This is a genomic window from Citrobacter sp. Cpo142 (assembly GCF_030332425.1).
Lineage (GTDB): Bacteria > Pseudomonadota > Gammaproteobacteria > Enterobacterales > Enterobacteriaceae > Citrobacter > Citrobacter portucalensis.
Map to the genome: position 1 here is coordinate 206,636 of NZ_JAOWHW010000142.1, position 22,469 is coordinate 229,104.

At 52.3% G+C, this 22,469-nt stretch carries 16 protein-coding genes; 5 read left to right on the forward strand and 11 right to left on the reverse strand.

Annotated features, from left to right (window positions below; genetic code table 11):
* Nucleotides 1-27 precede the first annotated feature (27 nt).
* The 3 genes from OGY18_RS22250 to OGY18_RS22260 are packed head-to-tail and all read right to left on the reverse strand — an operon-like array spanning nucleotide 28 to nucleotide 6,934.
* Entirely contained in the window at nucleotides 28-3,285 is a 3,258-nt protein-coding gene (locus tag OGY18_RS22250) for a type I restriction endonuclease subunit R (RefSeq protein ID WP_286554424.1), read from the reverse strand.
* On the reverse strand, nucleotides 3,282-4,589 hold the full coding sequence (locus OGY18_RS22255) for a restriction endonuclease subunit S (RefSeq protein WP_286554426.1): 1,308 nt from the start codon (nucleotides 4,587-4,589) through the stop codon (nucleotides 3,282-3,284). Before OGY18_RS22255 ends, OGY18_RS22250 begins: the two co-directional genes overlap by 4 nt.
* Nucleotides 4,589-6,934 carry a type I restriction-modification system subunit M gene (locus OGY18_RS22260; protein ID WP_286554428.1) on the reverse strand — a complete coding sequence of 782 codons (2,346 nt, stop codon included), beginning with the start codon at nucleotides 6,932-6,934 and terminating at the stop codon, nucleotides 4,589-4,591. The genes OGY18_RS22255 and OGY18_RS22260 overlap by 1 nt, the downstream gene beginning before the upstream one ends.
* Before the next feature lie 353 nt (nucleotides 6,935-7,287).
* Between OGY18_RS22260 and OGY18_RS22265 the strand changes: the two genes are divergently transcribed.
* Nucleotides 7,288-7,575, forward strand: coding sequence for a BrnT family toxin (locus OGY18_RS22265; protein ID WP_003830043.1), 288 nt, complete (start codon nucleotides 7,288-7,290; stop codon nucleotides 7,573-7,575).
* Nucleotides 7,562-7,864, forward strand: a complete 303-nt coding sequence (locus tag OGY18_RS22270) for a BrnA antitoxin family protein (RefSeq protein WP_003830041.1) — start codon at nucleotides 7,562-7,564, stop codon at nucleotides 7,862-7,864. Before OGY18_RS22265 ends, OGY18_RS22270 begins: the two co-directional genes overlap by 14 nt.
* A 112-nt stretch (nucleotides 7,865-7,976) precedes the next feature.
* On the opposite strand, the gene yjiA is transcribed toward OGY18_RS22270, so the two are convergent.
* The 4 genes from yjiA to OGY18_RS22290 all read right to left on the reverse strand — a co-directional run bounded on the left by yjiA (nucleotide 7,977) and on the right by OGY18_RS22290 (nucleotide 12,229).
* Nucleotides 7,977-8,933, reverse strand: a complete 957-nt coding sequence (gene yjiA / locus OGY18_RS22275) for a GTPase (protein WP_123268645.1) — start codon at nucleotides 8,931-8,933, stop codon at nucleotides 7,977-7,979.
* Nucleotides 8,934-8,945: 12 nt separating this feature from the next.
* On the reverse strand, nucleotides 8,946-9,140 hold the full coding sequence (locus tag OGY18_RS22280; RefSeq protein ID WP_003830038.1) for a YbdD/YjiX family protein: 195 nt from the start codon (nucleotides 9,138-9,140) through the stop codon (nucleotides 8,946-8,948).
* A 106-nt stretch (nucleotides 9,141-9,246) separates the two neighbouring features.
* Entirely contained in the window at nucleotides 9,247-11,397 is a 2,151-nt protein-coding gene (gene btsT, locus OGY18_RS22285; protein ID WP_003830033.1) for a pyruvate/proton symporter BtsT, read from the reverse strand.
* 289 nt (nucleotides 11,398-11,686) lie between these two features.
* Entirely contained in the window at nucleotides 11,687-12,229 is a 543-nt protein-coding gene (locus OGY18_RS22290) for a hypothetical protein (RefSeq protein WP_003830032.1), read from the reverse strand.
* 191 nt (nucleotides 12,230-12,420) lie between these two features.
* Between OGY18_RS22290 and tsr the strand changes: the two genes are divergently transcribed.
* Nucleotides 12,421-14,082, forward strand: coding sequence for a methyl-accepting chemotaxis protein (gene tsr / locus OGY18_RS22295; RefSeq protein WP_198579528.1), 1,662 nt, complete (start codon nucleotides 12,421-12,423; stop codon nucleotides 14,080-14,082).
* Nucleotides 14,083-14,187: 105 nt separating this feature from the next.
* On the opposite strand, the gene OGY18_RS22300 is transcribed toward tsr, so the two are convergent.
* The 3 genes from OGY18_RS22300 to OGY18_RS22310 all read right to left on the reverse strand — a co-directional run bounded on the left by OGY18_RS22300 (nucleotide 14,188) and on the right by OGY18_RS22310 (nucleotide 17,245).
* Entirely contained in the window at nucleotides 14,188-14,703 is a 516-nt protein-coding gene (locus OGY18_RS22300) for a GNAT family N-acetyltransferase (RefSeq protein WP_148362485.1), read from the reverse strand.
* A 52-nt stretch (nucleotides 14,704-14,755) separates the two neighbouring features.
* Nucleotides 14,756-16,117, reverse strand: coding sequence for an MFS transporter (locus OGY18_RS22305; protein ID WP_003845612.1), 1,362 nt, complete (start codon nucleotides 16,115-16,117; stop codon nucleotides 14,756-14,758).
* A 213-nt stretch (nucleotides 16,118-16,330) separates the two neighbouring features.
* Nucleotides 16,331-17,245: a GntR family transcriptional regulator gene (locus OGY18_RS22310; RefSeq protein ID WP_003830023.1), complete on the reverse strand. Its 915-nt coding sequence runs from the start codon at nucleotides 17,243-17,245 to the stop codon at nucleotides 16,331-16,333.
* A gap of 137 nt (nucleotides 17,246-17,382) precedes the next feature.
* Here OGY18_RS22310 and OGY18_RS22315 point away from each other — a divergent pair, with 137 nt between their 5' ends.
* Complete coding sequence (locus OGY18_RS22315) at nucleotides 17,383-18,405, forward strand: zinc-binding alcohol dehydrogenase family protein (protein WP_079937173.1); 1,023 nt, start codon at nucleotides 17,383-17,385, stop codon at nucleotides 18,403-18,405.
* A gap of 13 nt (nucleotides 18,406-18,418) precedes the next feature.
* Complete coding sequence (locus tag OGY18_RS22320; protein WP_286554432.1) at nucleotides 18,419-19,864, forward strand: tagaturonate reductase; 1,446 nt, start codon at nucleotides 18,419-18,421, stop codon at nucleotides 19,862-19,864.
* Nucleotides 19,865-19,969: 105 nt separating this feature from the next.
* Here OGY18_RS22320 and opgB read toward each other — a convergent pair whose 3' ends face one another.
* Entirely contained in the window at nucleotides 19,970-22,261 is a 2,292-nt protein-coding gene (gene opgB / locus OGY18_RS22325) for a phosphatidylglycerol--membrane-oligosaccharide glycerophosphotransferase (RefSeq protein WP_286554434.1), read from the reverse strand.
* Nucleotides 22,262-22,469 lie beyond the last annotated feature (208 nt).

Below are 22,469 nucleotides of genomic sequence, written 5' to 3' on the forward strand. Positions count from 1 at the left end.
GCGAACGGCTTACACATTATAAACACCTTATGCAGGCAACGCTAAATGACCCGTCGCCATATCAAACATCAGGCGGGCAAAGCCCTTAGCGCACTGCGGGTTTGATAAATACTGCAGCATAAATTCTTGTCGCGCTTCGTCGCTGTCCATCACCGCATCGTCCACCGCTTTGAAAAAACCGCCTAATATTGCCTGCTCAGGGCTGTTATTTTTTATTTGTTTCATCACGGTTTCATTCTCAGTGATTTTATTAAACACGGTCATTGCGCTGCTGAGCATATCTTTATCCGTCAGATGATCGGTGATAAACAGCTCATTCATGCGCGACAAAATATGCGACAGAAATTCCTCTTTCTTGTCTTTGGGTTTTGCCGTACCCACGTCGTTACTGGGATCGAGCGTATATTCCGCAGCATCTTCCTGTAATTTCAGATGCTGTTCGTGGATCTTCGATAAGCGATAGTGGCTCATCTCCACGTTGCTGAGATCGATCTCATCTTCCTCCAGTCGCTGTTCGTGCAGCAAAGGTCTTAAATGGCGGGCGAACAGGCTGAGCTTTTCCAGATCTTTGTCATCGTACTCGACGATCTGCGACATAAACTCGTAGAAGCGCACAAAGCTGCCGAGATCCTTCTTGAAAATCTCCAGCCGATCTTTTTCCTGCTTGCAGGCTTTGAAGCTGTTTTCGGCATTGGTGATTAGCACCACATCACCGGTTTTTTTGGTTCTTTCAAACATCTCTTTGGCGGTCAGATAAGCGTCGACGGCGAGGGCATAACGCTTCTGCCAGCGCTCGACGGCCGGGCGGCAGATATTACTGATGGTGGCGTTGGATTTGTTTTTCGTAAAAAACGCGTCACAGAACTGGTCCACCTCGTTCCACTGGAAAATCTGGCTGGCACGCAGTTTCTCAAACAGATCAAATACCTGCTGGGGATCGCTGACGTCGGTCAGCTCGGCGGTCTGATAATAGGGCTGGAAGGCATCCAGAATATCCTGCGGCTCGTTATAAAAATCGAGCACAAAAGTACCTGATTCCGCTTTGCCCGGGTAGGTGCGATTCAGCCGCGAAAGCGTCTGCACGCACTCAACGCCGCCGAGGGCTTTATCGACATACATAGCGCACAGCTTAGGCTGGTCAAAACCGGTCTGGAACTTATTGGCGACCAGCATCACCTGATAATCATCGCTATCGAACGCTTTGCGCATATCCCGGCCTTTCAGCCCCGGATTCATGTTGGTTTCGGTGAATTTCTGGTTCAGTAATGCGTCGCTGTTAGGGTCGCTCTCCTGAAACTCGACTTCGCCGGAAAACGCCACCATGGCGCTGATTTTTGCATAGCGGTTTTCGGTGATGTACTTATCAAATGCCTGTTTGTAACGTACCGACGCCTTGCGTGAACTGGTGACCACCATCGCTTTTGCCTGCCCGCCGAGCAGGTTCATCACATGCTTACGAAAGTGCTCGACGATCACTTTCACCTTCTGCGAGACGTTGTAATCGTGCAGCGTCACCCACTGGTTCAGCCTGACCTTGGCTCGATTGCTGTCCACTTCGCGGTCTTTATCTTCCAGCTTTTGCAGCAGCTGATACGCCACTTTATAGCTGGTGTAGTTTTTCAGTACATCGAGAATAAAGCCTTCCTCGATGGCCTGACGCATGGTGTATACGTGGAATGCCGCTGGTTTGTTGGTGGCCGATGCCGGTTCGCCTGGGTGCGGGAGGCGACCAAAAAGCTCCAGCGTTTTGGCCTTCGGCGTGGCGGTGAACGCATAATAGTTCAGGTTGCCGCTGTTGCGACGTGCAGCAATGGTAGCGTTGAGACTGTCTTCTGACGACAGTAGCGTGTCGTCAGCCCGCTCTTCGCTCATCAGCACTTCTTTTAGCTGCCGCGCCGTGGATCCGCTTTGTGACGAGTGTGCTTCATCGGCAATCACCGCGTATTTACGCTGTTTCAGGCTGACGCTGTTTTCAATCGCTTTCAGCACGAACGGGAAGGTCTGAATGGTGACAATGATAATCGGCTGCGAGTGTTCCAGCGCGCTGGCCAGCTTTTCCGACTTGGATCCATCGCCTTCTTTGTTATTAATGCGCCCGACCACGCCGTCGGCATGTTCAAACTGGTAGATGGTGTCCTGCAGCTGATCGTCGAGCACCGTGCGGTCGGTGACCACAATAACCGAGTGAAACTGTTTCTCGCCGCTGTCATCATACAGGCGAGAAAGCTGGTGCGCGGTCCAGGCGATGGAGTTCGACTTACCGGAACCGGCGCTGTGCTGGATCAGATATTTATTGCCGGTCCCCTCGACCGTCGCGGCCTGCAGCAGTTTGTTGACCACATCCCACTGGTGATAGCGCGGGAAGATCAGGCTCTCTTTTTTGTACTTCTGTCCGTTCCAGTCCTCTTTCTCTTCGATTTGCAGATGCACGAAGCTGGCGAGGATTTTCAGCAGGTTATCCGGTTGCAGCACTTCGTTCCACAGATAGTCGGTCGCATAGCGGCCCGCGTCTTCCGGGATATCATTGCCCGCGCCGCCTACTTTTGTGCCTTTGTTGAACGGCAGGAAGAAGGTGTCGTCGCCCGCGAGTTTGGTCGCCATATAGACATCGAACTGGCTGACGGCGAAGTGCACCAGCGCCCCGCGCTTAAAGGTTAGCAGCGGCTCGGGTTTATTGGTGGCCGGGTCTTTCGGCAGCCGGGTTTTCTTATATTGCGTGATGGCGTTCTGCACCGCCTGCTTAAACTCGGATTTCAGCTCCAGCGTGGCAACCGGCAGGCCGTTGATAAATAGCACCAGATCGATACGCCAGCGTTTCGCTTTCAGTTCATTGTCATTGGCTGTGCTGGCGTACGGGCTGTAGACCAGTTCCGGCACGATACGGCAGATATTCTGCAGATAGCTTGCGAGGGTGTCCGGGTTGAGCGTGTGCTCTGGTTTAAACTGGCAGAGAAAAAAGCGGGCGTTGCGGATCTTCAGGCCATGGCGTAGTACGCCGAGCGTGCCCCAGCTGCGCGACAGCATATCAGTGGCGTTGATGTCGGCTTTTTGCAGTTGAATAACCAGGTTATCGAGAAAATGACGTTCGGTGTCGTTGGGGTAAACCTTCGCGAATTTTTCCCACTCCTGCGGCTGGGTGGTTTGCACAAATTGCAGCATATCCTGCACGTAGAGCGCTCGTTCGCGATCGTAGCCGTCGCTTTTGCCGACAACCCAGCCGTTGACGGACATCTGGTGGATGATGTCGTTTTGCAGGTTGATTTCGCGGGTGATGTCGGAGGTCATTGGGCGGCCTCCGCTTCGTCTGTGGTTTGCTCATTGGGGGCGCGCCAGTGACGGACGTCGATTTTGCCGGTGACGGCGGCGGAGATAAGGGCGGTGCGGCGTTCTTTGAGGAGGGCGATTTGCTGGAGTTGTTTTTCGATTAGGATGTCGATTTTGATGATTCTTTTATCAATGAAAGTGACGATACTCTCTTGTTCTATTTTCGATGGTATTAGCAGTGGTAATCTACGAAAATCTTCAAATTTCATTGATTGTCTCAGGCCTCCGCCCATGCCATAAAACACTTTAAAAATATCATAGGTATGAAGTAGGTAATATGAAAATGATGGTGTTATAGCGTGTTTTACGCTAAGCTTTAAATAAGCCGGTGTAATAATTCCACTCTGGGTCACTAGTCCAACCCGTAAACTATTTTTATCATTTTGTAAGTCAGTTAGCCTTAGTATTATATCTCCATCTTTTACTATCTGATAAGTGTTAAATGAGTCAGGTAATAATCCGAAATTTGTATCAGTTTTTCTTTTTATAATATTGCCATAACTTAATGAAAGTACATTATTTTCTAAACCATCAGTGTTTTTTTCGGTAGAAGCTGAACATATGGCATACGTTGGTTTAACTTCCCATGACGAGGGGATAGAATCCAACCACTCAATACCTGAATCTTTCATCGGCACATCAGGATTTAGCCCTTTGGTTACAGCATGGCTAATCACTGCCTGACGTTTTTCTTTTAATAGTTCAATGAGTTGTTGTTGTTTTTCTATAAGATTGTCGATTTTTGCTGTTTCGTAATTGAGGAATGTAGCAATTTTTTCAGACAATGTATAAGAACATGTTGGTACAGGTAATAAACCAATAAACTCCCAACTTGCTCGCGGCATTTTTGAACCATAGGTCGATGAATTAACCTGTTCTATAAATTTATTTGTTAATGAATAGTAATTCAGAAATTTCGGGTGTGATTTAACTGTGCGAAGAACTAAAAACTCGGAAGAACACACTCCCGAAAATGTTGCCAACCAAGATTTGGCGAGATAAGGGCGTAATTTTCCAAATAAAATGTCATTTTTTTTGAATGTTATAGCTACGCAATCGGCTATAGTTTCCTCTTTGGATATATATTTTCCATCTCCGCTCGATATGTTTTCTAATCCGACAAATAATTCGTCTGGATGAGAGGGCTTTGCAGTTAATAAATCTGCCATATATTTTAACTTAATAATATGCCAATCATTGGGAACTGCCCCCAACCACTCCACCCCAGAATCTTTATATTCCGAATACGCCTTATACTTCGCCATCAGGAATGTACCTCCCGCAGCAACTGCATAATCTCGGCGCTTACTGCATCCAAATCAGCATCAATCTCTTCCAGCGATCGTGGCGGCGTATACACATAGAAATGACGGTTAAACGGGATCTCGTAGCCGATAATGCCGATCTCGCCGTCAATCGCATCGCGCTTATCGGCGTTGATCCACGCGTCCGCCACGTGCGGCAACACTTCCGCCTTGAAGTAGCCCTCGATCAAATCGCTGGTGGAAACGGCGGGGTTGAGCGGCACGTTTTCGTTATCACGCAGATCGCCGTCCTGCTCAAATTCGACCACCTGACCATGATAGGCAAACGCGCCGTAGAGCGGCTGGGCGTCTTCTTTTAATATCTTCTTCACCACTGGCTCGGCGTCCGGGTTTTTGCGGGTCACGGCATCGATAAACTGCTTGTTCTCTTTGGCATCCAGCTTCACACCGGCGGTTTTTAGCGCATTTTTCAAGTCAATCTGGAACTGATTGAAGTCATTGCTGACGCTGGAAATGCCGCCAGACTTGTCGCCAAATGCGGCCTGAATATGCCGGGCTTTTTCCATTAATCCGCGCTGCGCCAGCCACAGTTTGCTGTCGAGCAGATCTTTGATTTGTTTTTCTTTCAGCTCGGCAAATTCGGCTTTGATAATCGCTCGCGCTTCGGTTTCTAACGCAGAGAAATCACCATAACTATCTGTCTGCCACTGGGCGGCAAACGCATCAAACAGGCATTTCATCGGCGCTTTAAACGGCTTAGGCGCGAAACGTAAAGTGGCGATGGCCTTATCGGTAACCTGTGCCGACAGGCGTAGCGGGCGTTCAATCGTCAGGCGACGATAGCCAAAATCGGTGCTGTTGAAGAGTTTGCTGGCGAAGGTTTTCGGCGCTTCGCTTTTCGCGGTTGTAGACTGACGACCACGACCAGATTTTTGCTCTGGTGCTTTTTCCAGGCCCAGTGCTTCCAGCGTGGTGGTCTCTACCGCCTCAAAATCGCCGAAGGTTCGGGTGATGAGCCGGATATCGTCTTCGCCCATCAGATTACGCTTTGAACCCAGCGACTTGCGCATTTTGCCGCACAGGTTGCTGCCATCAATGAGCTGGACTTTGCCTTTGCGCTCCGGCGCTTTCTTGTTGGAGAGGATCCACACGTAGGTGGCGATACCGGTGTTGTAGAACATATCGGTTGGTAGGGCGATGATGCTTTCCAGCAGGTCAGCTTCGAGGATGTAACGGCGGATCTCGCTTTCGCCGCTGCCCGCGCCGCCGGTAAACAGCGGGGAGCCGTTAAGGATGATGCCGATGCGCCCGCCGCCGCTGTGGGCGTCGCGCATTTTACTGATCAAATGTAGCAGGAACAGCAACGATCCATCGGAGACGCGCGGCAGGCCGGGGCCAAAGCGCCCGTCAAAACCTTTCTGTGCGTGCTCGTCGCCGATTTCCCCTTCGATCTTTTTCCAGTCCACGCCGAACGGTGGGTTGGAGAGCATGTAATCGAATTTCTCGGCGGGTAACTGATCGTTTGAAAGCGTATTGCCGAGCTTGATGCGGCTGACGTCCTGGCCTTTGATCAGCATGTCGGCCTTACAGATAGCGTATGACTCCGGGTTTAGCTCCTGGCCAAAAGCGCGCATCACCGCATTGGGGTTCAGCTCGTGCAGGTATTCCATCCCGGAGGAGAGAAAGCCGCCAGTGCCCGCCGTTGGGTCGTAGATGGTGCGGATGATACCGTCTTTGGTGAGCGCATCGTCGTCGCCGATGAATACCAGCGAAGTGGTCAGGCGCACGATATCACGCGGGGTAAAGTGCTCACCGGCTGTCTCATTCGAACCTTCGGCAAAGCGGCGGATTAACTCTTCAAACACCAGCCCCATATCATGGTTGGAAATGGCGTTCGGGCTTAAATCCACCGTCGCAAACTTCTGCACCACCTTATACAGCAGATTGGCTTCTTCCAGTTGACTGACAAACTCGCTGAACTTGAAGTGGTCGAAAATCTCACGGGCATCGGTTGAAAAGGATTGAACGTACTTTTCCAGGTTGGCTTTGATGCCGTTTTGCCCCATCTTGCTGAGATCCATAGGCGAGGTGTTAAAGAAAGTCAGGCCATCTGCGGCGCGCAGGAGCATCTTCTCTTGCGCTTCTTCCGGCAAATTGAGTGCTTTAATTTTTTCTGCCTGAGCAAGTACGGCCTCTATGCTGTCTTCGAGCACACACTCCAGTCGGCGCAGCAGGGTGAAGGGGAGAATAATGCGGCCATACTGTGATTGTTTAAAATCGCCGCGCAGCAGGTCGGCGACCGACCAAAGAAAAGCGGCCGTCTGGGTGAAATTTCCTGATGTCATAAATACTGTCCTGGCCTCTGTGAAGAGGCTTATTTTTTCTTCGGGTAGATAGTCTCCTTTTTACCAGAAATTTGTAAGTTGATCATTTATAACGAGTTTTTATAATTTATAGTGATCATTTACCGCTAAAGATCATTTTAATGAATGTTTTTGGGAGAGAGGAAAAACAGCATTCTCGCTCTGCAAGAATGCGATAAACGGTTGGGGAGATATGCCGGATGGCGGCTGTGCCTGATCCGGCCTACAAAATTCAATTCCTGATCGTCAAATTGTGAAGCTATTTCCAACAACCGAGGTATAATTGCAAGATAATTGTATATACGTTTTTGTATATACAATTAGGGATGAAATACATGCCAATGGAGTTTGAATGGGATGCAAACAAAGCACAAAGTAACCACCGTAAACATGGTGTTCGCTTTGAGGACGCAGTATTGGTTTTCGACGATCCCCGGCATTTGTCCAGACAGGATCGTTATGAGAACGGTGAGTATCGGTGGCAGACCATCGGTCTCGTTCATGGCATTGTGGTTATTCTGGTTGCCCATAGCGTTAGGTTTGAAAGTGGCTTTGAAGTCATTCGTATCATCAGTGCCAGAAAGGCAGACAGTAAAGAGAGGAATCGTTATGAGCATGGTTAAACATAAACGCGGCAGCGTATCCGCGCTGAGTGCTCAGCATGAGGCTGAACTGAAGGCGCTGGCGAATAAACCGGATGATGATATTGATTACAGCGACGTTCCCGTGACCGAAGATGAGCAGTGGTCAGAGGCTCATCGCGGTAAGTTTTTCCGTCCGTTGAAAACGCAGGCATCGGTGCGCATTGATGCCGATGTGATGGAGTGGCTAAAGCGCCCCGGGAAGGGTTACCAGACACGGCTGAATGCTATTTTGCGCGAGGCTATGCTGAGAGAGCAAAACAAGAAATAGCCTTATACTGGGGCAGTAAGTGCCGGATGGCGGCTGCGCCTGATCCGGCCTACGGGAAAGTGCCATTAGTAGGCCCGGTAAGCGTAGCGCCACCGGGCAATTCAGCAGGGGATTACTTCTTCAATCCCGCAAATGCCGCTCTGATCTCGTCTTCCGGCAAATTAATGCCGATAAACACCAGTTGGCTGTGCGGTTGCTCGTCGCCCCACGGGCGGTCCCAGTCGGCGCTGTACAGGCGCTGGACGCCCTGGAACAGCAGGCGGTTCGGCTCGCCTTCAATCCACAGCATGCCTTTATAGCGCAGCAGCTTCTCGGCGGATTCCAGCAGCAGGTTTTCCATCACTCGCGACACGTCGCTGATGTTTACCGGGTAATCCAGCTCGACGACGATCGAGGAGATATCGTTTTGCTTGTCAGCAATAAAGTGGAAGCGCGGTTTGGCGCTGACCACGTTCTCTTCCAGCATAAAACCGTTGGTATCGAACAGCAGGGAGAGGTCGATATCGCCATGCGTCACGGTATACACCGGGGCGCGGGCGTTGATGCGCGCCAGGCGCTCACGCAGTTTTTCGCTTTCTCCCGCGACGTCGGTTTTGGTCAGCAGGATGCGGTCGGCATAGCCCACCTGCGACTGGGCGATGGTGAACTGGTTCATCTGCTCGTCGGCATGTACCGCGTCAACCAGCGCAATTACGCCGTCCAGCAGGTAGCGTTCGCAAATCACTTCATGGGAGAAAAAGGTCTGAATAATCGGGCCGGGGTCGGCCATGCCGGTGCACTCGATCACCAGACGGTCGAAATTGATGGTGCCTTTGTCGAGGTTGTCGAGCAGGTCTAACAGTGCGTCTTCCAGCTCACTGGAGCGGGTACAGCAAATGCAGCCGTTGGTCAGGGTTTTGATCTGCGTAGCGCGATCGCCAATCAGCTGATCGTCCACCGAGACTTCGCCGAATTCGTTTTCGATAACGGCAATCTTGTAACCGTGCTGCTCGTTGAGAATATGGCGCAGCAGGGTGGTTTTACCCGCGCCAAGAAAACCGGTGAGTAGGGTAACTGCAATCGGGGTCATTCACTTCTCCTTCTAACAGCAACTGCTTCCGCCGCTACCGTAGCGGGCTTCCTGGCGCTCGCGGAAGAATTCTTCGTAGGTCATGTACGGCTTATCGGGATGGTTGGTCTTCATGTGCTCGACGTAGTTGTCGTAGTCCGGAATACCAATCAGCATTTTCGCCGCCTGACCGAGATATTTTTTTGCCTGACCTAAAGTACCAAACATGGAACGCCCTGTTAATGAATAAAGCCGGATGGCGGCTTGCGCCTGATCCGGCCTACGTTAACTTTACTTTGTAGGCCGGGAGCGCAGTTCGCCACCCGGCTTCAGGTTAGTGGTGTGAAGAGGTCTTCACGCCGCCTTCCGGCACCGGTACATACGGTGTCTCTTTATCAGAGCGACCGTTGATGGCGCGGGCTTTCTGCCAGGTACGGAACCCGTAGAAAATGATGCTGTACACCACCACCAGGAACAGAATACTCAGACCTGCGTTGGTGTAGTTGTTGACGACGATGTGGTTCATGTTGGCAATCTGCTGTGCGGTCAGTTCGCCGCCGTTAGCAATCTTCTCTTTGTACTGATTAGCCATGAAGAAGAAGCCTTCCATCTGCGGGTTGGTGCTGAACAGTTTCAGACCCAGCGCCCAGGTGGTGCAGATAAGCAGCCATACTGCCGGAACAACGGTAACCCAGATGTATTTGGTGCGCTGCATTTTAACCAGTACCACTGTGCCGAGAACCAGTGCCACGGCAGCCAGCATCTGGTTAGAGATACCGAACAGCGGCCACAGGCTCTTAACGCCGCCCAGCGGGTCAACAACGCCTTGATACAGCAGGTAACCCCACAGGCCTACGCAGCCCGCAGTACCGATGATACCCGCAACCAGAGAATCGGTTTTCTTCAGGAACGGCACGAAGTTACCCAGTAAATCCTGCAGCATAAAGCGGCCAGAACGGGTACCGGCATCCAGTGCGGTCAGGATGAACAGCGCTTCAAAAAGAATACCGAAGTGGTACCAGAAGCCCATATCAGCCATCGGCAGCACTTTGTGGAATACGTGAGCGATACCAACGGCCAGCGTCGGTGCGCCACCTGCTCGGTTCAGAACGGACGGTTCACCGATGTCTTTCGCGGTTTGCAGGATCTGCTCAGGCGAAATGACGAAGCCCCAGGAGCTGACGGTCGCTGCCGCATGTGCGGTGACGTCTTTCAACTGCGCCATAATCAGCGGTGCGTTTTCGCCGCTCATTTCATGCAGGTTCGGCATGGTGATGCCAAGGCCCGCAGGCGGGGTGTTCATCGCGAAGTACAGACCTGGTTCGATGATAGACGCGGCAACCAGCGCCATAATTGCGACGAAGGATTCCATCAGCATCGCGCCGTAACCGATAAAGCGCGCATCGGTTTCACAGGCCAGCAGCTTCGGTGTGGTACCGGAAGCAATCAGCGCGTGGAAGCCAGATACCGCACCACACGCGATGGTGATGAACAGGAACGGGAACAGAGCGCCTTTCCACAGCGGACCGGTACCATCAACGTACTGGGTCATCGCTGGCATTTTCAGTTCCGGGTTGAGGATAACAATCCCCACCGCCAGACCGACGATAACGCCGATTTTCAGGAAGGTAGCCAGATAGTCGCGCGGGGCGAGGATCAGCCATACCGGCAGCAGCGCAGAGATAAATGCGTAGCCGATCAGGGTAAAGGTAATGGTGGTGTCTTTAAAGGTCAGCGCCGGGCCCCAATACGGGTCGTGCGCAATCACGCCGCCGAAGTAGATAGAAGCTACCAGCAGCACAATACCAATCACCGACACTTCGCCCACGCGTCCCGGTCGCAGGAATCGCATGTAGATCCCCATGAACAACGCGATAGGTACGGTTGAGCAGACGGTGAACACACCCCACGGGCTTTCTGCCAGCGCTTTCACTACGATCAACGCCAGTACTGCGAGGATGATGATCATGATTAAGAAGCAGCCGAACAGCGCAATGGTTCCCGGGATCGGGCCCATCTCTTCTTTGATCATCTCACCCAGAGATGCGCCGTTACGGCGGGAAGAGATAAACAGCACCATGAAGTCCTGTACCGCACCGGCCAGCACGACGCCTGCCAGCAGCCACAGCGTACCGGGCAGGTAGCCCATCTGCGCGGCCAGTACCGGCCCAACCAGCGGACCTGCACCTGCGATAGCGGCAAAGTGGTGACCAAACAAGACGTTACGGTTGGTTGGAACGTAGTTCAGACCGTCATTGTTGATGACCGCCGGCGTGGCACGCGTTGGGTCAAGTTTCATCACCTTTTGGGCGATGTACAGGCTGTAGTAACGATAGGCCACCAGATAAACAGAAACTGAGGCGACCACGATCCACAGGGCACTAATGTGTTCACCCCGACGTAATGCCACTACCGAGAGGCAGAATGCACCGATGATTCCGAGAATCACCCAGGGTATGTGCTTGAATATCTTTTTCGTATCCATAGTAAAACCTGGTATCTAATTAATAATTGGCCGAAGCCGCGTGGGTTTGATCTTGTGTTTGAGGAGGTAAATTGACTGCTATGTTGGGGGGATCTTGCCAGAGAATTACGCGCGTAAAGTAAGGTAAATAAGTGAGCGGTTGTATGTCAGCTTAAGCGGTCTCAAGTGTCAGTGAGCGGTAAGCAGTAGGGGTTAACGGGGAAATTTATGTGATTGAGATCACGGCATTATAGCGTTTGCCTGTCTACATGCCGTGTTTTCTCACTGACAAAGCACCTCACTGAGAGACTCAGATTACGATATAACAGTAAGGCGTATGTTCGATGTCTCTGAGCAACACATGTTTCTTACGTGATTTAGTCAGGTAATATTTTTCATCCAGATAGTAGTCAATGAGTTCATCGAGACGCTCTTTATCTATGCGGGGCGTTACCCCCAGCGTCCAGAAGCTACGCAGCTCTAATTCCGAACGTTTGATTTTTGCGCTTTTAACCAAATCAGCAATCATATTTCTGACGCAGCTTGTCGGATCCTGGTTCTGTTTGAGTTCAAGCGCAATGTAGCTATCTTGCGTCCAGCCTTTTTTCCGCAACAAGAAATCTGCACGCACTGACAAACGCTGTGGATTTTTCCGGAGATCGCAAGCAAGAGTTTGTTCACGCCACCATTCATGACCCGTCGAAGCCAGCAGATTGGCAAATTCTATCTGCATCCAGACTTCCCAACCGGAGATGTTGTACTGATCGATGATATTGAGCTTTTGGCGAATATCTTCACGTTCAAAAAAGTGGTGTGCGAGGGTGGATAGGTGATCAAAATCGCGATTTAACATAGAAGCATCCTTTCCTTCAAAAACCGGAATCCTACACCTAAGACGTAATGGAACGACTAATTTTTTGCGTAATTTGTCATAGGGAACGGTATTTAATGTGAAAACGATAATTCTGTGGCAATTGCTGGCACCATAAAGTTTTCTCTTTCCAGGCCGAAAACCAGAGTATCTGTCTAGCGGAAAGAGAAAACATGTTAAAACGAATGAAGATTGTTACCAGCTTACTGCTGGTATTGGCGCTATTTGGCCTTTTACAGCTCGCCTCGGGCGGCTTGTTTTTTAACTCACTTAAGAATGACAAAGAGAACTTTACCGTTCTGCAAACCATTCGCCAGCAACAGTCTGCGCTGAACGCCACCTGGGTTGAGCTGCTGCAAACGCGTAACACCCTGAACCGGGCAGGCATTCGCTACATGATGGATCAGAGCAATATCGGTAGCGGCGCGACCGTTGCCGAGCTGATGCAGGTGGCGAGTACGGCGCTGAAGCTGACGGAAAAAAACTGGGCGATTTACGAGTCGCTCCCGCGCGATCCGCGCCAAAGCGAAGCCGCTTTCCAGGAGATCAACCGCACCTATGACATCTATCATGGTGCGCTGGCGGAGCTGATCCAGTTACTGGGTGACGGGAAGATCAACGCATTCTTTGATCAACCGACGCAGAGCTATCAGGATGGCTTTGAGAAGCAGTACATGAGTTACATGCAGCAGAATGATCGCCTGTATGACATCGCGGTGGAAGATAACAACAGCTCTTACAGCCAGGCGATGTGGGTGCTGATCTGCGTGCTGATTACCGTACTGGCGGCGATTATTGCGGTGTGGTTTGGTATCAAGCTGACCCTTATCTCCCCAATGAACCGTCTGATCGACAGCATTCGTCATATCGCCAGCGGTGACCTGGTGAAACGTATTGAAGTGGAAGGGTCCAACGAGATTGGGCAACTGGCGGAAAGCCTGCGTCACATGCAGGGTGAGCTGATGAATACCGTGGGTGACGTGCGTAACGGTGCCAACGCGATTTACAGCGGTGCCAGCGAGATTGCGATGGGCAACAACGATCTCTCCTCCCGTACCGAGCAGCAGGCGGCTTCCCTGGAAGAAACTGCGGCCAGCATGGAACAACTGACGGCGACCGTTAAGCAGAACGCCGAAAACGCGCGTCAGGCCAGCCATCTGGCGCTGAGTGCTTCTGAAACCGCGCAGAAAGGTGGCAAAGTGGTGGATAACGTGGTGCAAACCATGCGTGACATCGCATCCAGTTCGCAGAAAATCGCCGACATTATCAGCGTCATCGACGGCATTGCCTTCCAGACTAACATTCTGGCGCTCAACGCTGCGGTAGAAGCGGCACGTGCAGGTGAGCAGGGCCGTGGATTTGCGGTAGTTGCGGGTGAAGTACGTAACCTGGCCCAGCGTAGTGCGCAGGCCGCGCGCGAGATTAAGAGCCTGATTGAAGACTCGGTCAGCCGTGTGGATGTCGGTTCAACGCTTGTTGAAAGCGCCGGTGAAACCATGGATGAGATCGTCAATGCGGTAACCCGCGTGACCGATATCATGGGTGAAATCGCCTCTGCTTCTGATGAACAGAGCCGCGGTATTGACCAGGTTGGTCTGGCCGTTGCCGAGATGGATCGCGTGACGCAGCAGAACGCCTCGCTGGTGGAAGAATCCGCCGCCGCCGCTGCGGCGCTGGAAGAGCAGGCCAGCCGCCTGACTCAGGCCGTTGCCGTGTTCCGTATTCAGCATGACCAACAGCGTGCTCGCGATGTTGCGACAGCAAAACCGGTTTCAACGGTCCAGCCGCGCAAAGCCGCGGTAACGGATTCCGGGGATAACTGGGAAACGTTCTAAGCCTGTGATGCCGGATGGCGCTGTCGCTTATCCGGCCTACGGGAAAGTTACGTGGTTGCCGGAAATGTTACGTAGGCCCGATAAGGCGTAGCCGCCATCGGGCAATTAGCGCAACATCAGGTGCATGGCGCAGCGCGATTCAAATGCCAGTCCATGCGCTGCTTCCTCTTCTCTTTTCTGGCGCAACTTTGCAGGCAGCGTCTCGTCAGCCAGTATTTCAAATCCCAGTCGCGCGTACCATGGCGCATTCCACGGCACATCGCGGAAGGTGGTCAGCGTGAGCGACGTGTAACCTTTCGCGCGCGCCTGTTCGGCAACATACTCAATCAATCTGCGGCCAATTCCTTTTCCCTGCCACTCCAGATGCAGCGACAGTTCAGCAATAAACAGCGATGACCCCAGCGTTTCGGCAACCAAAAAACCGACCGGAAGCGCATCGACCTGCGCCAGCCAGCTCATGCCTGCGGCGGCAAAAGCCTGATGCTGAGCAGCCGATAAAATCTGGTCTTCAGCAATCCACGCCAGTTCGGGGATGAGTAAAAAACGTTGCCCCGCAGATCGTTCGATGGCGGGAAGAGCGGCAGTATCTGCCAGGGTAGTGGCGCGCAAGGTGATGTTCATACGAGGAGCATAACATGCCCGATAAGCACGGTGTTATCGGGCATCTGGAGGATTAATCTTTACGCGGATCGCTGATGGGTTGGCGAACCAGGAAGATGTAGGCGAGGGCACCCACCATGGTGACGCAGCCGCAGATGATAAGCGCCAGGCGGAAAGAGTTGGTGGTATCAACAATAAACCCGGTGACGATCGGCGCAAACGACGCGCAGATAAAGCTGGCAAAGTTCTGGATACTGCCCACGGAAGCGGTCATACGTGAGGCGACAGCGACGTGGATAAGACCCCAGCACGAGGTACCGGCGAAGTGGATACAGAACAGCGCCATACCGATCAGTAACACGGCGGCCATCGACGTTGTGGCCTGCGGCACGACGAAGGTGAAGGCTGCGGAGCAGAACATCCCGGCGATAATACAAATTTTACGGCTCTTAATCGGCGCCATGCCGCCTTTCACCAGCCAGTCGGTGACAAAACCGTTAATCAGCATGCCGGCTGCGCCAAACAGGAATGGGATCGCCGCCATTAATCCGGTGCTTTTTAAATCCAGGTTGTAGGAGGTTTGCAGGTAGCCCGGCAGCCAGGCCAGGTATAACCATGCGGTGTAGTTGATGCCGCTAAAGCCCAGCATCATGCCCCACATGGTACGGTTGCGGAACAGGCTGCGCCATTCGGCAAAGCTCAGCGGATCGCGGCGGGCATTAACGCTGCCAGCGTTCAGGTAGGCTTGTTCCGTGGCACTCAACTCAATTTGCTCGCGGTTGCGATACAGCATGTACCAGCCGATGGCGAGGAAAATACCCAGCACGCCAATGGTGATGAACATCCAGCGCCAGCCCATTACCAGCATCATAGCAGCCAGAATCGGCGGGCTAATGGCAACGCCGATGGTGGAGGCGGCGTTGAATAATCCCATCGGGCGACCGCGCTCTTTGATGTTAAACCAGTCGTTGATGACCTTGACGCCGCACGGGTTCATTGGCGCTTCGCCGATCCCCATCCCGATACGCACCAACACAAACTGGGTGAAGCTGTGTACCATGCCGGACATCGCCTGAAACAGCGACCAGAAGAACATCCCCAGTCCCAGCATAATGCGCGGACCTTTGCGATCCAGCAGCGGACCGCAGGGCAGTTGCGCAATACCGTAAGCAAGAGAGAATACCGACAGCAGCACGCCGATTTGCGTGGCACTCAACCCCAGTTCTTCACGAATCGTTAAGTTGGCGACCGACAGTGAGCTGCGGTCGAGGTAATTAATCACCGCAGCAAAAAATAATAAAATCATTGCTGTGGTCTGGATACGTTTAATTCGGCTACTGCGTTGCACCATGCCCTCAGGCGGAACATTAATATCCGCAGATGACGACGTGCCAAACGAAGAACTTGGGTCGAGGGTAATATTATTTTTTTCCACGCCGGACTCCTGAACCTCAATAATTTATTTTTCACACAGCAGGACTGTGCAGTATTGAAAAAATACCAGTGATGAATCAATTTGCTCATCACTGCTCACAAAAATTTTTAATGCAGTCGACTTAGCGTGAGCATAGGCAAGAGGTATTTTTCAGGCGTTTTTATTTTTATAAAATCGTGCTCCCGGTAATGATTTGCTGTTTTTTATCGGTACTTAATGAGCGACGTTACAACCCTGGTTGATGGAGCGAATCATCGATTGTTTGGCTGAATTCAAATGGTTACAGAGCGCGAGGGTGGCATCCAGGTCGCTGCGACATATTAGCGCGCTGAGGATGGTCATATGCTCATCAATGGCAATGATGTTACGCTGCTTGAGGTCGCTCTCATCCCACTGATAGTGGAAGTGGAAAATCACGGAGATGATTTCAAGTGATTGATTAAAAAATACATTATCGGCAGCAGAGAGTAGCAAAGCATGGAACTCACGATCTAACTGCGAGAACATGCGAAAGCTGCTGCCAATGCTGTCGCGTAGGATCCGATGGCGCTCCAGCAGCGTTTTAGCCTGCAACCAACGCGGGTCATCGTCAGGCAGATTGAGGAAATGCTGCAGAGAATGCGTTTCCAGCATCTCTCTGAGTTCAAACAGCTGTTCCGCATAGGCCTGATCGAACTGCTTCATGCTCCACTGGCCGCGTTTTTCGTTTTTAATCAGGTTGTAACGTTCGAATTTTAAAAGATATTCCCGTACTACCACCGGGCTGACGCCTGCAGCTCTGGCAAGCTGCAGTTCGGAGAAGCTCTCGCCTGCACGCAGCTGTCGCTGGTTGATCATGGTGAAAAACGCCTGTTCAAAAATCCGGTTTTGCTCGGTCATGGAGGCGGTGGTGCAGGCAAAACCATCGTCATGGTCGGGTTTTCGCACGATGACGTAGTGGCTGCCGACCTGGGTCAGAACGCCGCACTCGCCTAAGTGGCTCAGCATATGGCGCACGGTGGTGCGGCTGATGTTGTACATCTCCGCCAGTGCGCTTTGTGAGGGGAGTGGGGAAGGGATATGACCACGCGCCATATCATCGATTATCTGGTTAATCACATTGTGGCGTAAGTTCTGCGAACGGCTCATGGCTTCTCCTTTTTATCTATTAAAACCCGATTTAAAACATTTTTATGCGCTGGGATTCACAGATTGTATTTCTGCTTTCTCCGTCTTTTTTATTTTCGTTGATATCTGAGGCAACAAAAAAACAGGAGAGCAGAATCATGTCTACGATGAATACGTTGATTTGCCAGGAACCTAAAAAATTAGTCTGGAAAGAGCGCGAAATACCTATTCCGGGTGAGGGTGAAGCATTAATTAAAATTAAGTCGGTAGGGATTTGTGGTACCGATATTCACGCCTGGGGTGGCAATCAGCCTTTTTTCAGCTACCCGCGTGTATTAGGGCATGAAATATGTGGGGAAATTGTCGGTCTGGGTAAGAATATACAGAATCTGAAAAATGGTCAGCAGGTGGCGGTTATTCCTTACGTGGCCTGCCAGCAGTGTCCGGCATGCCTGAGCGGGCGCACTAACTGCTGCGAGAAGATTTCAGTGATTGGTGTGCACCAGGATGGCGGTTTCAGTGAATATCTGTCCGTTCCGGTGACCAACCTGCTGGATGCGCAGGGGATTGACCCGCAGGCGGCGGCACTGATTGAGCCTTATGCCATCAGCGCGCATGCGGTACGCCGGGCGGCGGTGGCTCCGGGTGAGCAGGTGCTGGTGGTCGGCGCTGGTCCGATTGGTCTGGGGGCGGCAGCGATTGCCAAAGCCGATGGCGCACAGGTGGTGGTCGCCGATACCAGTCCAGCACGCCGGGAGCACGTGTCTTCCCGGTTGGGACTCCCGGTTATCGACCCATCCGCTGAAGATTTTGATGCGCAACTGCGTGACCAGTTTGGCGGTTCGCTGGCGCAAAAGGTCATTGATGCCACGGGGAATCAGCATGCGATGAATAACACGGTGAATTTGATTCGTCATGGCGGCAGCATTGTTTTCGTTGGGCTGTTCAAAGGTGATTTGCAGTTTTCTGACCCTGAGTTCCACAAGAAAGAGACCACCATGATGGGCAGTCGCAACGCCACGCCGGAAGATTTCGCCAAAGTGGGCCGTCTGATGTCGGAAGGTAAACTGACCGCCGACATGATGCTCACGCACCGTTACGCGTTTGCCACACTGGCAGAAATCTACGAACGGGATGTGATTAATAACCGTGAACTGATTAAAGGCGTGATCACGTTCTGAGAGGGGAAATGCGATGAAGACATTGAATCGACGTGATTTTCCGGGGGCCAGCTACCCAACGCGCGTGATCCAGTTTGGTGAAGGTAACTTCCTGCGGGCGTTTGTTGACTGGCAACTGGATATCCTCAACGAGCAAACCGATCTGAACGCTGGCGTGACCATCGTTCGCCCGATCAATACCGATTTTCCGCCGTCGCTGAATATCCAGGACGGGCTGTATACCACGCTTATTCGCGGGCTAAACGAGCAGGGCGAGGCGGTGAGTGAGGCGCGGCTTATCCGTTCGGTGAATAACGAAATCAATCCGTATCAGGATTTCGCGGCGTATCTGGCGCTGGCGCACAATGCGGACATCCGTTTTGTGTTTTCGAATACCACCGAAGCCGGAATTAGCTATCACGCAGCGGACCGTGTGGATGATGCGCCGCCGGTGAGTTTTCCGGCCAAGCTGACACGCCTGCTGTTGGAGCGCTTTAACCACTTTGCGGGCGCGGTGGATAAGGGCTGGGTAATTATCCCGTGCGAGCTTATCGACTATAACGGTGAGGCGCTCAAAACGCTGGTGCTGCGGTATGCGCAGGAGTGGCAACTTCCTCCGGCATTTGCCGACTGGGTGGAGACGGCAAACACGTTCTGTTCCACGCTGGTCGACCGTATTGTCACCGGCTATCCGCGTGAAGAAGCCGCTGCGCTGGAGGCTACGCTAGGCTATCACGATGCGTTTCTCGATACCGCGGAGCATTTTTACCTGTTTGTGATCCAGGGGCCGCAGTGGCTGGCAGAGGAGCTGAAGCTGGCGCAGTGTCCGCTGAATATCCGGGTGGTGAGCGATATCAAACCGTACAAAGAGCGCAAGGTCGCTATCCTCAATGGTGCGCATACGGCTCTGGTGCCGGTCGCGTGGCTGTGCGGGCTGGAGACCGTTGGTGAGGCGATGCAGGATGCTGATGTCCGCCGCTTTGTCGAACGAGCGATTAGTGAGGAGATTATTCCGGTGTTGGATCTCCCGGCGGACGAATTGCGTGAATTTGCCGACGCGGTGAGCGGGCGTTTTCAGAACCCCTACATTCGCCACCAGTTGCTTTCCATTGCGCTTAATGGGATGACCAAATTCCGCACCCGAATTTTGCCGCAGCTGCTGGCGGGTCAGCACAATGGGCGCTGGCCCGTGCGGTTAACGTTTGCCCTCGCTGCGCTGCTGGCGTTTTATCGTGCAGAACGCGACGGGGAACGCTATCCAATACAGGATGATGAGCAGTGGGTAAGCCTCTATGCCAGCCTGTGGCCGCGAGTTGGCAATGATTTAACGCTGCGTGAACTGGTGGATGCCGTGCTTGGCGATGCGGCGCACTGGGGAGAGGATTTGACGTTGTTACCTGGCCTTGCCGGGCAGGTCACGGCCAATCTGGAGATGATTCTGGTGCAGGGTATGCGCCAGACGGTGAACGGTCTGGAATAAGGTTGCCATGCAGCGCCCGGTGTGGTGTTGGGCGCTGTTTTTTTTCAGACAATACATTTGGTTCACGATAGGCCTGATAAGCAAAGCGCTATCAGGCCTTTCATGTTACGAACCCTGAGCCACTACTTTGATTTCAACCATCCCGACCCCCAGCTTACGCGGTGAGTGACCGAGAATATTACCCTCGTTGGTGGCGACCGGATCGGGTGGAACAATTACCAGCGTATCGGCATCCGCCGGGTTATCGAAATGTAAGGTGGTGGTGGTGACGTCATGGCCTAACACCAGCGTCTGTTCCTCGTTGCCAACGCGCACGGGAATAGGGCGATTGGCATTGTCGCCGAAAGCTTTCGCGGTGATGACCAGATCGAATTTCTTCGGTAGCGGAGCTTTGTACTCAATCGTTACTTCTTCGCTGAGTTGCGCATTAGACCAGCGTCCCCAGGATTCGGGGCGTGATATGCCGCTAAACTGTTTGACCTCTTCCGGCGCACCCGCCACGTTGAAAACGAAGCTATCTGCTTTGTAGCGAATGTCGTTATCGACAATTTTCAGCGTATCGACATTACCTTTATAGCGCTCCATGTCGATCACCGTGTCTTTAAATACGGTTTTACTTTTCCACTTAGCTTTATCGACGTGCTGTACGATTTGCTGTCCGCCCAGCTGCCCCTGCGATACGCACCAGTCGGTAGAGAGCGCCAGCTCCGGTGCCCACAGTTGTGCCATTTTGTAGCAGCGATCGACCCAGACGAAGTTATCGCGCGGGGCGAAATCCGCCAGCTGGAAGCGCAGTGGAGCCGAGTATTCGCTTTCCGGCAACGGCTCAACGCGTTTGTCCGAGACGCGCAGCAGCAGCGGCAGACGGAAATGGCTGCCGGAGAAAGAGATCATATTTTTGTCCTGGTCGACGGTGAACTCTTTCATCTCTTTCGGGAAATTCCACAGGCGAATGATATCGGGCTTCCACGCCAGCATTTTTTCTTTGATGTTCAGGAACACTTCCGACACGGATTCGCTCGACAAGCTGCTGCGGCCAAGGCCGATAAAGTTATCACCGCCGAGAATATCCAGTACCGTTGCGCCGTTATCCATCGTGTTACGCTTTACCGCCAGCGTGTCCTGTTGCGGTTGGTCGCCGCGCAGTACGAAGAACAGGTTGTTGCGATCCTGCTTGTTCAGATACTTCCACGCGGTGTTGTTCATCGCCAGATGATCGGAAGATACCACTATAACGGTATCTTTAAACCACGGCGATTCTTTGATTTTATTGATAAATTCGGCAATGTTTTCCTGGCTGCAGCTGACCGCGCTGAACGACTGGTTGGCTTTTCCGTCGATGTCATAACGTTTACGGTTGCAGCTACGTGAGATAAATCCATCCGGATGATGGGTATCCACGGTCAGGGTAAACAGTGAAAAACGCTGGCCCGAACGTGAAAGCTCTTCGAATTTTTTCCACGCTTCGTCCAGCACGGTATCGTCGTAGAATCCCCAGTCGTTACGATAGGCCGGGTCCGCCACTACGCTTTTTAACTCTTCTGCACCGTACAGATGATCAAAGCCGTGAGATTTCAGAAACACGTCTTTGCCAGCAAAGCGCAGGTTGGCACCCTGCACAAAGTAGTTTTGATAGCCGGAGTTTTTCAGGATATCGCCCAGACAGACATTGTTGGGGAAGAAGCTGGAAACTGATGCCGAGGCGTTGCCTTCAAACGGCGCAAACAGCGGAATACCGCACTGGGAGGCGACCATGCCAGCGATGGTGTAATCCGTACCCGGCAGCTGCATGGTGTTGCTGAAATCCAGACCTTCATTTTTCAACGCACCGAGTTCCGGGGTCAGATCCGGGAACGCGTCGTTATTAAAATAGGTGCGTTCGAGGCTCTCACCGTAGATATACACCAGGTTCAGCTTCGGGTTGGGAATGGTTTTCGACGGCTCTTTGTAATACGTTGGGAAATCCGGATCGCCATCGCGCGACTGCGACTTCACCAGTTCGGTTATCTGATGAAACGCCGGGCTGGCGTCAACAGAAGCCAGCGCCAGCAGCAGGGCCAGCAGACTGTAACCCACATGATGTGGATGATGGCGACGGCGGCGCAGGATCCAGCCGAGAGCGACAAAAACGGTCGTCAGCGCCAGCGCGATCCCAACGCCCGGCAGGATATATTTGCCGATACCTGCACCGGTCAGGCTGTTGGTCAGCGTATAGAGAACCGCGTCATTGATCCCGTCGCCGGTGAAATAGTCACTGGCGTACAGCGTGATATTCAAGACAATAAAAATCCCCAGCACCGTTAACGTGGCGGCAAACCACCAGGTGTTGCGACCCGCTTTCCAGGCGTAAATCAGCACTGAAGCGAGAAACAGAGTGATGGAGATTAATTCTGACAACGGTCGATCCTCAGTAAACCGGGCAATTGCCTGGCAGGCTAATCATTAGGGGAAAGCACAATGTAATAGCGTTGTTACATTGCTGCAATTGTAGTGACATTAAATTACGTTGTTATTCAGAATTGGTTTAGATATGCGCGTTTTTGTGGGGAATTACTATTTATTTGGAATGTGAATGTATTAGCGAAAATCAGTAGATGCCGCGCAG

Coding starts and splice junctions, on each gene's coding strand:
- OGY18_RS22290 (WP_003830032.1), bottom strand. CDS start 12,229: ATGTTAAATCGCGATTTTGATCACCTATCCACCCTCGCACACCACTTT.
- yjiA (WP_123268645.1), bottom strand. CDS start 8,933: ATGACCCCGATTGCAGTTACCCTACTCACCGGTTTTCTTGGCGCGGGT.
- OGY18_RS22310 (WP_003830023.1), bottom strand. CDS start 17,245: ATGAGCCGTTCGCAGAACTTACGCCACAATGTGATTAACCAGATAATC.
- OGY18_RS22320 (WP_286554432.1), top strand. CDS start 18,419: ATGAAGACATTGAATCGACGTGATTTTCCGGGGGCCAGCTACCCAACG.
- OGY18_RS22255 (WP_286554426.1), bottom strand. CDS start 4,589: ATGGCGAAGTATAAGGCGTATTCGGAATATAAAGATTCTGGGGTGGAG.
- OGY18_RS22300 (WP_148362485.1), bottom strand. CDS start 14,703: ATGAACATCACCTTGCGCGCCACTACCCTGGCAGATACTGCCGCTCTT.
- tsr (WP_198579528.1), top strand. CDS start 12,421: ATGTTAAAACGAATGAAGATTGTTACCAGCTTACTGCTGGTATTGGCG.
- btsT (WP_003830033.1), bottom strand. CDS start 11,397: ATGGATACGAAAAAGATATTCAAGCACATACCCTGGGTGATTCTCGGA.
- OGY18_RS22265 (WP_003830043.1), top strand. CDS start 7,288: ATGCCAATGGAGTTTGAATGGGATGCAAACAAAGCACAAAGTAACCAC.
- OGY18_RS22280 (WP_003830038.1), bottom strand. CDS start 9,140: ATGTTTGGTACTTTAGGTCAGGCAAAAAAATATCTCGGTCAGGCGGCG.
- OGY18_RS22315 (WP_079937173.1), top strand. CDS start 17,383: ATGTCTACGATGAATACGTTGATTTGCCAGGAACCTAAAAAATTAGTC.
- OGY18_RS22250 (WP_286554424.1), bottom strand. CDS start 3,285: ATGACCTCCGACATCACCCGCGAAATCAACCTGCAAAACGACATCATC.
- OGY18_RS22260 (WP_286554428.1), bottom strand. CDS start 6,934: ATGACATCAGGAAATTTCACCCAGACGGCCGCTTTTCTTTGGTCGGTC.
- OGY18_RS22270 (WP_003830041.1), top strand. CDS start 7,562: ATGAGCATGGTTAAACATAAACGCGGCAGCGTATCCGCGCTGAGTGCT.